Annotated in this window: 11 protein-coding genes; 8 read left to right on the top strand and 3 right to left on the bottom strand. The window is 61.0% G+C overall.

Going from position 1 to position 11,721, the window contains the following annotated elements; all coding sequences use genetic code 11:
• Positions 1–13: 13 nt before the first annotated feature.
• The 6 genes from tesB (at position 14) to EX00_RS30405 (ending at position 7,583) form a co-directional block, all read left to right on the top strand.
• Positions 14–898 (top strand): acyl-CoA thioesterase II, encoded by an 885-nt coding sequence (gene tesB / locus EX00_RS30430; RefSeq protein WP_047466278.1) that lies wholly within the window; start codon positions 14–16, stop codon positions 896–898.
• Between the two features lie 212 nt (positions 899–1,110).
• A complete protein-coding gene (locus EX00_RS30425; RefSeq protein ID WP_012652738.1) occupies positions 1,111–1,461 on the top strand; it encodes a P-II family nitrogen regulator in 351 nt (116 codons plus the stop codon).
• Positions 1,462–1,489: 28 nt separating this feature from the next.
• Positions 1,490–2,845, top strand: coding sequence for an ammonium transporter (locus EX00_RS30420; protein ID WP_047466275.1), 1,356 nt, complete (start codon positions 1,490–1,492; stop codon positions 2,843–2,845).
• A 280-nt stretch (positions 2,846–3,125) separates the two neighbouring features.
• The gene (locus tag EX00_RS30415) at positions 3,126–5,795 is read left to right on the top strand and encodes an FtsK/SpoIIIE family DNA translocase (RefSeq protein ID WP_047466273.1); all 2,670 of its coding nucleotides are present in this window, start codon (positions 3,126–3,128) and stop codon (positions 5,793–5,795) included.
• 138 nt (positions 5,796–5,933) lie between these two features.
• The gene (locus tag EX00_RS30410; protein ID WP_047466402.1) at positions 5,934–6,584 is read left to right on the top strand and encodes an outer-membrane lipoprotein carrier protein LolA; all 651 of its coding nucleotides are present in this window, start codon (positions 5,934–5,936) and stop codon (positions 6,582–6,584) included.
• A gap of 195 nt (positions 6,585–6,779) precedes the next feature.
• Entirely contained in the window at positions 6,780–7,583 is an 804-nt protein-coding gene (locus tag EX00_RS30405) for an exodeoxyribonuclease III (protein ID WP_047466271.1), read from the top strand.
• A 221-nt stretch (positions 7,584–7,804) separates the two neighbouring features.
• Here the strand turns inward: EX00_RS30405 and EX00_RS30400 are convergent, their stop codons facing one another.
• A complete protein-coding gene (locus tag EX00_RS30400) occupies positions 7,805–8,260 on the bottom strand; it encodes a cyclic nucleotide-binding domain-containing protein (protein WP_047466268.1) in 456 nt (151 codons plus the stop codon).
• Positions 8,261–8,269: 9 nt separating this feature from the next.
• Entirely contained in the window at positions 8,270–8,953 is a 684-nt protein-coding gene (locus EX00_RS30395; RefSeq protein ID WP_047466265.1) for a response regulator transcription factor, read from the bottom strand.
• A 148-nt stretch (positions 8,954–9,101) separates the two neighbouring features.
• On the opposite strand from EX00_RS30395, the gene EX00_RS30390 reads away from it, so the two are divergent.
• Together EX00_RS30390 and EX00_RS30385 are read left to right on the top strand one after the other, a co-directional pair.
• Positions 9,102–9,650 (top strand): L,D-transpeptidase family protein, encoded by a 549-nt coding sequence (locus EX00_RS30390; protein WP_047466262.1) that lies wholly within the window; start codon positions 9,102–9,104, stop codon positions 9,648–9,650.
• Positions 9,651–9,802: 152 nt separating this feature from the next.
• Positions 9,803–10,633: an aldo/keto reductase gene (locus tag EX00_RS30385; RefSeq protein WP_047466261.1), complete on the top strand. Its 831-nt coding sequence runs from the start codon at positions 9,803–9,805 to the stop codon at positions 10,631–10,633.
• Positions 10,634–10,702: 69 nt separating this feature from the next.
• On the opposite strand, the gene EX00_RS30380 is transcribed toward EX00_RS30385, so the two are convergent.
• On the bottom strand, positions 10,703–11,632 hold the full coding sequence (locus tag EX00_RS30380; RefSeq protein ID WP_047466258.1) for a LysR family transcriptional regulator: 930 nt from the start codon (positions 11,630–11,632) through the stop codon (positions 10,703–10,705).
• Positions 11,633–11,721: the final 89 nt, after the last annotated feature.

Raw genomic sequence — 11,721 nt, 5'->3', positions numbered from 1 at the left:
GAGTTCATTCAAAATGTCGCGTGAGAACGAGAAACCGACCGCCATGCAAGTCATGCTCGCGACGCTGGATCTGGAAACGATCGAGATGAACCTGTTTCGCGGCAACAGCCCGCAGGTCGGCTGGCAGCGTGTCTTCGGCGGCCAGGTCATCGGCCAGGCGCTGATGGCGGCGCAGCGGACGGTGGCGGACGACCGTTTTGCCCATTCCCTGCATGCCTATTTCATGCTTCCCGGCGATCCCGCCGTCCCTATCCTTTATCAGGTCGACCGGCTGCGCGACGGCTCGAGCTTCAACACGCGCCGCGTGCTGGCGATCCAGCATGGCAAGGCGATCTTCGCGCTGACGGCCTCCTTCCAGATCGACGAGCCCGGTTTCGAACATCAGAGCGAAATGCCGAAGGTGCCGGCTCCGGAAGAACTGATGGACGAAGAGCAGATCAAGGAGCGTTTTATCGCCAACGCGCCGGAGACTGTGCGCCGCTATTGGGAGCGTAAGCGCGCGATCGAAATCCGGCCCGTCTCCATAGAGGATTATTTTTCCCGCTCGCGGCCGAGCCAACGGCAGGATATCTGGGTGCGCCTGACCGGACCGGTGCCGGATGACCGACTCTATCAGAATGCGGTGCTCGCCTATCTCTCGGACATGACGCTGCTCGACGCGGCATTGCATGTGCATGGAACCTCGGTGTTCGATCCGCGCCTGCAGGTCGCGAGCCTCGACCATGCCATGTGGTTTCACCACCCGTGCAAGCTCGACGACTGGTTGCTCTATAGCCAGGACAGCCCCAGCGCCTCGGGAGCGCGCGGCTTCACCCGCGGCAGTCTTTTTACGCGGGATGGTGTCCTGATTGCGTCGGTGGCGCAGGAGGGGCTGATTCGTAAAAAGGCAAATGATTAAATAAAGTGCAAAATTATAAAATTGCACTTTATTTGGGCGACAACTGCGCCGCGAACTGCCGCTTTATTAGGTTCCTAAAGTAATTACCTTATATATCAATGGGTTATAATTGTGTCACGAATCTGGCACGTCCTTTGAATGTGTATCTCCGGTCGCTGCTGAAATATGTCGGCGGCAAGGAGAGTCGGCTCCGTGCCGAGGGTAAACAAAGGATGGGAAACCAGATGAAAATTGTGATGGCCATTATCAAGCCGTTCAAGCTCGATGAGGTCCGTGAGGCCCTCACGGCTGTCGGCATCCAGGGCCTGACTGTGACCGAAGTGAAGGGTTACGGGCGCCAGAAGGGGCATACCGAAATCTACCGCGGCACGGAATATGCCGTCAGCTTCCTGCCGAAATTGAAGATCGAGGTCGCGGTCGCAACCGAAATCGTCGACAAGGCTGTCGAGGCCATCGCATCGTCCGCCAAGACCGGCCAAATCGGCGACGGCAAGATTTTTGTGTTTTCGATTGACCATGCCGTGCGCATCCGTACGGGCGAAACCGATTCAGAAGCGCTGTAAGACACGGCCGATCAGGGAGTTATTTGCAATGACGTTTTCTAAGCTTTCCTCCACTCTGGCACGGGTGGGTACGCTTTCTGCGGCCCTGCTTGCGCCGGCGATCGCTTTCGCGCAGGACGCAACGACCGCTGCTGCCGCGGCGCCAGTTCCGGACAAGGGCGACACGGCCTTCATGTTCATCTCCACCATTCTCGTCCTCTTCATGCTCGTGCCGGGCCTTGCTCTGTTCTACGGCGGCCTCGTTCGTTCGAAGAACATGCTGTCCGTACTGATGCAGTGCACGATGATCGGCGCGGTCGTCATGCTTCTCTGGGTATTCTACGGCTATTCCTTCGCCTTCGGCGGCGGCACCAGCCCGTATTGGGGCGGCACCGCCAAGATGTTCCTGTCCGGTGTCTCGACATCGACGACGGCGGCAACCTTCTCCAAGGGCGTCGTCATTCCGGAATTCATCTTCATGCTGTTCCAGATGACCTTCGCGGCCATCACGCCTGCCCTGATCATCGGCGCCTTTGCCGAGCGCATCAAGTTCGGCGCATCCGTTCTCTTCTGCGCGCTCTGGGCGACATTCGTCTATTTCCCGATCGCGCACATGGTCTGGGACTCCAACGGCATGCTGTTCAAGATGGGCGCGCTTGATTTCGCAGGCGGCACGGTCGTTCACATCAATGCCGGTATCGCCGGTCTTGTCGGCGCCATCCTCGTCGGCAAGCGCGTCGGTTTCGGCAAGGACATGATGGCTCCGCATTCCATGACGCTGACCATGGTCGGCGCTTCCATGCTCTGGGTCGGCTGGTTCGGCTTCAATGCCGGTTCGAACCTCGAAGCTTCCGGCGGCGCGATGCTCGCCACCGTCAATACCTTCGTCGCGACGGCAGCCGCCATCATCTCCTGGTCGGTTGTTGAAACCTTCACCCGTGGTAAAGCCTCCATGCTCGGCGGCGCTTCTGGCATGGTTGCCGGTCTCGTTGCCATCACGCCTGCCGCCGGTATTGCCGGCCCGATGGGCGCGGTCGTCATGGGCCTGATCGTTTCGCCGCTGTGCTACTTCTTCGTCTCCGTGGTGAAGAACAAGTTCGGCTACGACGACACGGCTGACGTTTTCGGCGTACATTGCATCGGCGGTATTTTCGGCGCTCTGGCGACCGGTATTTTCGCCAGCGCATCGCTCGGCGGCATCGGCTATGCTGAAGGCGTCACGATGAGCAGCCAGCTCATGGTTCAGCTCACCGCAGTCGTCACCACCATCCTGTGGTCCGGCATCGGTTCGGCCATCCTCTACAAGGTCGTGGACATCATCATCGGCCTGCGTGTAGCGCCGGAAGCCGAACGCGAAGGTCTCGACCTCGCGTCCCACGGCGAAGCTGCTTACCACAACTCCTAATCCAAGAGCTTGCGGCGGCGGGTAAATCCCGGCGCCGCTGAACTTCCCGTCGCGGCCTATTTCATCAAAAATAAGTCGCTCTTGGCCCGGACCTTGGTTCGGGCCTTTTTTTGTGCCGGTCAGCCTTCGCCGCACAGCCATAAATTTGCGGATAAGCCCGCCGCTGCATGCATGGTTAACATGCCATTAACCCTCCTCTGATTAGGTAGAGGTGACGTACTGGGTGAGTGGGCATGACGCCGATTCGCGCGTGCTTTCGACAACGAACGGGCTGGATATCATGGGCAGAAGCAATTCGGCAGCGCTGGGCGGTCCCCCCGACCGTTTCTCGCTTTCGGGGGTGGTTTGGCGGCAGGTGAGGGGTCTTATCGGCTTCGCGCTGCTGTTCCTGCTGGCGCTCGCGGTCGCTGCGCTCGCCACCTGGAACGTCATGGACCCCAGCTATTCCTATGCAACGAGCAACGCGCCGACCAATATATTGGGTTTTCCGGGTGCCGCCTTCGCCGACATCCTGATGCAGGCGCTCGGCCTTGCCTGCGTCGTGGTGATGCTGCCGGTCGTTGCCTGGGCTTTCGCGCTGATTTCCAACCGCAAGATCCATCGTCTGCCGGCCCGTCTCGGTGCCTGGGTCGGCGGTTCCATCGTTGCCGCCGGTTCCATCGCCTGCTTCCCCGCCCCTCCGACCTGGCCGATCCCCAATGGTATCGGCGGCGTCATCGGTGATATTCTCCTGCGCTTCCCGGCCCTTTTCATCGGCACCTATCCGAGCGGCGTCTTCGCCGCCGTGTTCGGCACGGTTCTCGCCATCCCGGCTGCCTGGCTCATGCTGTTTGCCGCCGGCCTGGTCGGCCGCAGTCTTCCGGAAGACGAGGAGAGCGAAGAGGATTACGAGGAAACACAGAGCCGCGCCCGCAGTGTCGGCGAGGATGATGAGGATGACGACCGCGGCGGCTTCCTGGCCTTCGGTGCGCTCATGCATTCCTGGTACAATGCGCAGGCCCGCCTTCGGCGCCTGTTCGGCATGGGTCCGCGCAAGCGCCGCGACCATGCCTTCGATGCGCCCTACGACTTTAACGATGACGAATTCGGCACGCTGAACGAGCCGGCGCGCGCCAAGGCGCCGGTTGTCCGGGGCGAGCGCGTCGAGCCGTCGCTCGATGGCGGCCCCACCCCGCGCCGCGTGGTATCCCCGCCGTCGATCAGCATGGGCGACGACGACGACGAGGATGATGATGCGTCCTACGAGCGCGATCCGCCACGTCCGGCGGGCATCCTGCCGGATGACGAGGAAGACGAGTGGGCGTTGCGCGCCGCTTCGTCAAAGGGCCTGGGCGGCCAGGCCGGCCCGCGTGTCATTCCAGCCGCCCCGCGGCCGAAGCCCGGCGCGCGCGCAGAGCGCGAAGCACAGACCTCCTTCATCCGCTCCTACGGCTTTCAGCTTCCCGCCGTGCACCTGCTTGCCGAGCCGAAGACCATCGTTCGGGATGCGACGCTATCCTCCGATGCACTGGAGCAGAATGCCCGCATGCTGGAAGGCGTGCTTGAGGACTTCGGCGTCAAGGGCGAGATTATCCACGTCCGTCCCGGCCCGGTGGTCACGCTTTACGAACTGGAGCCGGCGCCCGGCATCAAATCCTCGCGTGTCATCGGCCTTGCCGACGATATCGCCCGCTCGATGAGCGCGATTGCCGCTCGCGTCGCCGTCGTTCCCGGCCGCAATGCCATCGGCATCGAATTGCCGAATTCCACGCGCGAAACCGTCTATCTGCGCGAGCTTATCGCCAGCCGTGATTTTGAGACGTCCAAGGCCAGGCTTGCCATGGCGCTTGGCAAAACCATCGGCGGCGAGCCCGTCATCGCCGATCTTGCCAAGATGCCGCATCTGCTCGTCGCCGGCACGACCGGCTCGGGCAAATCCGTTGCCATCAATACGATGATCCTGTCGCTGCTCTACCGGCTGACGCCGGAACAATGCCGCCTGATCATGATCGACCCGAAGATGCTGGAACTGTCCGTCTATGACGGCATCCCGCATCTGCTTTCCCCGGTCGTTACCGATCCGAAGAAGGCCGTCGTCGCGCTGAAATGGACCGTCCGAGAGATGGAAGAGCGCTACAAGAAGATGTCGAAGATCGGCGTGCGAAACATCGACGGCTTCAACACCCGCGTCGAGCAGGCCGTCGCCAAGGGCGAAGCGATCAGCCGTACCGTCCAGACCGGTTTTGACCGGCAGACCGGCGAGGCGATCTATGAGACCGAGGAATTCGACCTGAAGCCCATGCCCTATATCGTCGTCATCATCGACGAAATGGCCGACCTGATGATGGTCGCCGGCAAGGATATCGAAGGCGCGGTGCAGCGCCTGGCGCAGATGGCGCGCGCCGCCGGCATCCACGTCATCATGGCGACGCAGCGGCCCTCCGTCGACGTCATCACCGGCACGATCAAGGCGAACTTCCCGACGCGTATCTCCTTCCAGGTGACCTCGAAGATCGACAGCCGCACGATCCTTGGCGAGCAGGGTGCCGAACAGCTCCTCGGCATGGGTGACATGCTCTATATGGCAGGTGGCGGGCGCATCCAGCGCGTTCACGGCCCGTTCGTCGCCGATGGCGAGGTCGAGGACATCGTCTCCTATCTGAAGACGCAAGGGTCGCCGCAATATCTCGAGGCGATCACCGCCGACGACGAGGACGACGAAGACGGTCACGGCCCGGCGGGCACGGCCAATCTTGCCGATTCGGACGACCCTTACGATCAGGCGGTTGCGATCGTTCTTAGCGACGGCAAGGCCTCGACCTCCTACATCCAGCGACGCCTCGGCATCGGCTACAACCGTGCCGCCTCGCTGATCGAGCGCATGGAGGAAGAAGGCGTGATCGGCCCGGCCAACCATGCCGGCAAGCGCGAAATTCTCGTTCCTACCAAGGCGGATATTCTGGATCGCTGAGGCCATGGGCCTCTTTTCCCGTCGTATATCCCGGCTATGTTCAGGGAAATTTGATTGCGGCCCACAACCGAGCATGGGCCGCTGCGCCATGAAGACGCCGATTTTGCGCGCCATGGACAAAGCATGAAGGAGAATTCGATGAAAAAGACCGATGCGCTGCCCTCGTCCCGCGTGACCCTGACCCGCCGCCATTTCCTTGGCGCTGTCGTGGCCGCGGGGGCGGCAAGCGTGGCGCCTGTCGCCGTCTTCGCGCAGGCGCAGGCCGCGTCCCTCAATCCCGGCGTGGCGCAGCAGATCGCTGATCACTTCTCGTCGATCAAGAGCATGAAGGGCGGCTTCCTGCAGATCGGGCCGCGCGGCGACCAGATGAGTGGCAGCTTCTTCATCCAGCGTCCCGGCAAGATGCGCTTCAACTACGACCCGCCGTCGCGCATGCGCGTCATCTGCGACGGCAACAACGTCCAGGTCATCAACGACCAGACGCGGACGAAGAACATGTATCAGCTGTCGAAGACGCCGCTGAGCCTGCTGCTTGCCAACAAGATCGATCTTTCCGCCGACATGGTGCGCAATGTCGAGGCGCAATCGGATCTCACCAAGATCACGCTCGGCAACCGCACCGTCTTCGGTGATTCGACCATCGCGATGATCTTCGATTCCAAGACCTACGACCTGCGTCAGTGGACGGTGATCGACCCCCAGGGCAAGACCACCGATGTCATCATCAACAATGTGAAGACCAATGTCTCGTTCGACGACAGCGTCTTCCGCATCGACTACACGCGCTGATCGCCGTCTCTGACTTCGGCAACAGGGGAAGCGCCGAATGGCGCTTTCCTTTCACTCAAAGCCGGTCTAAAGCCTTATCCTGACTAGAGCGTTTCACGGAATCGCTGAACTACTCTAGCTGTCTGTTTTGACGCAATCCCGGACGGAAAACCGCTGCGCACTTTTCCTGGAATTGCTCTAAGGAAAGGGCTTGGCATGGGATTTTCGATAGCGACCTGGAACATCAACTCGGTGCGGTTGCGCATGCCGATCGTCGAGCAATTCCTGATGCAGTCCCGGCCCGATATTCTCTGCCTGCAGGAAACCAAGGTTCCGAATGAGCTCTTTCCCTATGCGCCGCTGCGGGCGCTCGGCTATGAGCACATCATCGTCCACGGTCAGAAGGGCTATCATGGCGTCGCCATCGCCTCGCGGTTTCCGCTGACCGAGGATCATCGGCAGGATTATTGCAATGTCGGTGACAGTCGGCATATCTCGGCGATCTTTGAGCGCGGCGGTCGGCGCGTGCGGGTGCATAATTTCTACGTTCCGGCTGGTGGCGACGAGCCCGACCGGACGATCAATCCGAAGTTCGGCCACAAGCTCGACTTCATCGAGGAGATGAAGCGCCTGCATGCCAATGCCGAGCAGAATACGTCCGCCATTCTCGTCGGCGATCTCAACATTGCGCCGTTCGAGCACGACGTCTGGTCACACAAGCAGCTGCTGAAGATCGTCAGCCATACGCCGGTCGAGACCGATGGCCTGCTTGAGGTCATGAAGCGCGGCGCCTGGCTCGATCTGATGCGCCAGAATGTGCCGGAGAGCGAGAAGCTTTATACATGGTGGAGCTACCGCGCCAAGGATTGGGAAGCGGCCGATCGTGGCCGACGCCTCGACCACATCTGGTCGTCCTCCGACCTCGGCCCGCTGCTGCAGCGCATCGATATCCTGAAGGCCGCACGCGGCTGGGATCGCCCATCCGACCATGTTCCGGTGACCGCGCATTTCAATCTTTGAGACATTGGGGCCACCTCGATCCTTCGAGGCTCCAGCCTTCGGCCTCCGCTCCTCAGGATGAGGTGGTGAGAATCTCGCGGCTGGGCGAGACCATCGGCCCTGATGATAAGGATGTAGCTCGCCCCGCCCTCATGGTGAGGTGCGCAGGCTCCTGAGCCTGTCGAAGGGGCCGGAGCCTCGAACCACGAGGGTCGGCCTCGGCAGCCGCCAAGGCCGGAGTCTCAGGAAAAGCGCCCGAGCAGCGCTGCCGTTTGCCTGGCGAGGGCAGCGAAACTTTCTCGGATGCGATTCTGGATCAGCAGGCCGGCGTCGGGATATTCCTCGATCAGCCGGTGAAACAGCGCCCGCGTGATACGCATGACATCGGATTCCTCCAGCGCCACGGCTGTGTATTTGCGCTCCACGAGGGTGACCAGCGCCAGCTCGGAGAGCATGGTGCCGGCCTGCACCGTGGCTTCGACGTTCGACTGTCCGGAGGCATCGACGGTGGTGAGCTCGAAGCTGCCCTTGGCGACGACGTAGGCGCATTCGGCCGGGGATTTCTCCCTAAACAGGGTCTGGCCCGGCGAGACATGGCGACGGTCGGCGCCGAAGGCGATCAGCCGCAACGGCTCTTCGCCCATGCCGTGGAACAGCGGCAGTTGCGACAGCAGGCGGATATCGTCGGTCAGCGCCATGTTGAATGCCTATGGAATAATCTTGTAGCCGCCGTTTTCCGTCACCAGAATTTCAGCGTTGGAGGGATCGCGCTCAATCTTCTGGCGCAGGCGGTAGACATGGGTTTCGAGCGTGTGGGTGGTGACGCCGGAATTATAGCCCCAGACCTCTTCAAGAAGGATATCGCGGGTGACGACCTTCTGGTCGGCGCGATAGAGATAGCGGATGATTGCCGCTTCCTTCTCGGTCAAGCGGATCTTCTGGCCGTCTTCCGTGGTCAGGAGTTTCTGGCTCGGCTTGAAGAGATAGCGGCCGACGGTGAAGGTCGCGTCCTCGCTCTGTTCGTGCTGACGCAGCTGCGCGCGGATGCGGGCGAGCAGCACGGCGAAGCGGAACGGCTTGGTGACATAATCGTTGGCGCCGGCTTCGAGGCCAAGGATGGTGTCGGAATCGGTGTCATGGCCGGTCAGCATGATGATCGGCGACTTGAAGCCGTTCTTGCGCAGGAGCTTCACGGCTTCGCGGCCATCCATATCGGGCAGGCCGACATCCATGATCAGGAGATCCACGGGTGTGGCGCGCGCGGTCTGTACGCCCTTGCCGGCGTTCACTTCCTGCAGAACCGTGAATTCCTCGTAAAGCGACAATTGCTCGACCAACATTTCGCGCAGGTCGTTATCATCATCCACCAGTAGAATGGTGCGTGCGGTCATGCCGTTCCGGTCCTCGTTCGTTTGCCTCCCAAGTCCTACGCCAAATTGCGTTTTTAGCAAGTCGGGAGGCGGCTCAGGCTTGGTCGTCCAGTTGAAACTGCTATGATTTCAAATCAAATCACGCGCAAAGCAAAAACTTGTGAGAAAATTGGAAAAGACAAGGGTAGGCGGTAGGCGGACCGCTTCTGCAATCGTCGTTCGCCCCGCGCCGGGAAAGCCGACGCGTGCGTTGGTGCAGTTCGGGCCGCTGACGATCAGGGCGGCGATCGGCCGTTCCGGGCGCAGCACGCTGAAGCGCGAGGGTGATGGGGCGACGCCGATTGCGTCCATGAAGCTGCTTTATGGCTTCACGCGGGGCGATCATGTCCGCTTCCTGCGTACCCCCTTGCCGATGCGGCGCATCCACAAGGATATGCTCTGGTGCGACGAGCCGGAGGACGCCAATTACAATAGGCTCGTCAAGGCGCCGTTCAAACCGAGCCATGAGGAGATGCGGCGGCACGACGGGCTCTATGACATCTGCCTGGTGCTCGACTGGAACATAGGTTCGCGCCGGCGCCATCGGGGCTCGGCCATTTTCTTCCATCTGATCAAGCCCGGCTATGAGCCCACCGCCGGCTGTATCGCCGTCGATCTCAGGGACATGCGGCGCATCATCGGCTTTTTGCGGAAGGGCACGACAGTTCGCGTCCTTTGATGGTCATGCCGGGGTGATAATCGGGCAGTCTCGCCTTATATAGGTTTCCGGAGGGCGCATCGGTTGCGGTGCGCGGGGAAATCCCAGGCTTGTCGTTCGGGTTCGTTCGCGCCGTCACTCCATCCACGCCCAAGTCATTTTGGAGAGATATTGTGACCAATCAATCGACAATCACTTTCAACGACGGCAATTCCATTCCGCAGGTCGGCCTCGGTGTCTGGCAGACGCCGGAAAACGTCGCGCCCTCGGCCGTCAGCACCGCATTGAAGGCTGGCTATCGTCATGTCGACACCGCCGCCATCTATGAGAATGAAGACGGCGTCGGCGAGGGCATGCGCCAGTCCGGCGTCGCCCGCAAGGACATCTTCCTCACCACCAAGCTCTGGAACGAAGCCCAGGGGTTCGATACGACCTTGAAGGCTTTCGACGAGAGCCTGAAGCGGCTCGGCACCGACTATGTCGATCTCTATCTCATCCACTGGCCGGCGCCGCGCCGCGACCGCTACGCCGATACCTGGAAGGCTTTCCTGCGTCTCAAGGAAGAGGGCCGTGCCCGCTCGATCGGCGTTTCCAACTTCGCCAAGGAGCATCTCGACCGCATCATCGGCGAAACCGGCGTGACGCCGGTGCTGAACCAGATCGAGCTGCATCCGACCTTCCAGCAGAAGGCACTGCGCGAGGTGCATGACAAGCTCGGCATCAAGACGGAGTCCTGGAGCCCGCTCGGCCAGGGTAAGCTCTTGACCAACGCCGTGATCGGCAAGGTCGCCGCCAAGCACGGCCGCACGCCAGCCCAGGTGATCATCCGTTGGCACATCGACAACGGCCTGATCGTCATCCCGAAATCAGTGACCCCGAGCCGTATCGAGGAAAACCTCAAGGTGTTCGACTTCAAGCTCGATGCCGAGGATCTGGCGGAGATTGCCAAGCTGGATTCGGCTGGCGGACGTATCGGCCCTGATCCGCTGACGGCGACGTTCTGAACGGGCCATAGGGTTCGATTTCTGTTTGTTTTCAGAGGCCCGGGGCGTCAGCTCCGGGCTTTCGTCGTTTCATGAAGTGGTTTCCAGCATGTTGTTCGTCGCCGGCCGCTCGGCCTGCAATCCCTTTGCCAGAAACTCGACGACGGCGCGAACCCCCGGCAGTTGTCCGCGCCGGTGTGTGGTCAGGATCGAGGTGGCGACCGTGCCCGCCGTCCAAACAGGCAGCAGGCGAATGACCTGTCCGAGATCCATTGCCGTCTTGCAGCTGGCTTGCGGCAAACAGGCGATGCCGAGGCCAGCGACCGCCGCTCGTAGCAGCACCAGCGTCTCATCGGCGACGAAACGGCAGCGCGGCGATACGCTGATCGCGCCCTTATCGACGTGCTGGAGACGCCAGGCCTTCGCCGTTTGGGAGACAAGCAAACCGTCGTGATTTTTCAGCTCATGCGGATCGGCGGGACGTCCATGTTTATCGAGATAGCCGGGTGCCGCCACCAGGATCAGATCGTCCATCGAAACCTGTCTTTGCAGCAGCTCCGAATCCGGCAGCGGCGCAAAATGATTGCGCACGGCAATATCGAAACCTTCCTGAACCAGATCGACGAAACGATCGGTTGCATGGATCTGCAATGTGAGTTTCGGGTAAGCCGCGGCAAGGGCAGGGAGATGATCGGCCAGGAAGAATTGGGCAGCGGGAACCGACGCCGTGATCCTGACGATGCCGCTGGGCTCCACATGGCGCTGACGCACCGCGCTCTCGGCGGCTTCGGCCTCTATCAATGCCGCGAGCGCGTGTTCATAGAAGTCGCGTCCCGGATCGGTGAGCATGAAGCTGCGAGACGTCCGGTGCAGCAGACGTGTCTCGAGATTGGTCTCCAGCGCGGCGACGCGTTTGCTGATCGTCGATTTCGGCATGCCCAACCGCCGCGCCGCGGCAGCGAAGCCGCCACTGTCGACTGCCTGAACAAAGATCTGCAGATCATTGAGGTTGAGCGCCATCAGCAATGTCCATAAATAGAGACTTTTGGTTCGAATTTACCAGCCTACTCAATCAAAGTCTACAAATCCATATCTCCGATATCGAGGTT

This window comes from Martinezella rhizogenes, from assembly GCF_000799715.1.
GTDB classification, from domain to species: Bacteria; Pseudomonadota; Alphaproteobacteria; order Rhizobiales; family Rhizobiaceae; genus Rhizobium; species Rhizobium rhizogenes_C.
This window is presented reverse-complemented; position numbering and strand designations above follow the sequence as displayed.

Coding starts and splice junctions, on each gene's coding strand:
- EX00_RS30405 (WP_047466271.1), top strand. CDS start 6,780: ATGGGATTTTCGATAGCGACCTGGAACATCAACTCGGTGCGGTTGCGC.
- EX00_RS30425 (WP_012652738.1), top strand. CDS start 1,111: ATGGGAAACCAGATGAAAATTGTGATGGCCATTATCAAGCCGTTCAAG.
- EX00_RS30410 (WP_047466402.1), top strand. CDS start 5,934: ATGAAAAAGACCGATGCGCTGCCCTCGTCCCGCGTGACCCTGACCCGC.
- EX00_RS30420 (WP_047466275.1), top strand. CDS start 1,490: ATGACGTTTTCTAAGCTTTCCTCCACTCTGGCACGGGTGGGTACGCTT.
- EX00_RS30415 (WP_047466273.1), top strand. CDS start 3,126: ATGGGCAGAAGCAATTCGGCAGCGCTGGGCGGTCCCCCCGACCGTTTC.
- tesB (WP_047466278.1), top strand. CDS start 14: ATGTCGCGTGAGAACGAGAAACCGACCGCCATGCAAGTCATGCTCGCG.
- EX00_RS30380 (WP_047466258.1), bottom strand. CDS start 11,632: ATGGCGCTCAACCTCAATGATCTGCAGATCTTTGTTCAGGCAGTCGAC.
- EX00_RS30400 (WP_047466268.1), bottom strand. CDS start 8,260: ATGGCGCTGACCGACGATATCCGCCTGCTGTCGCAACTGCCGCTGTTC.
- EX00_RS30395 (WP_047466265.1), bottom strand. CDS start 8,953: ATGACCGCACGCACCATTCTACTGGTGGATGATGATAACGACCTGCGC.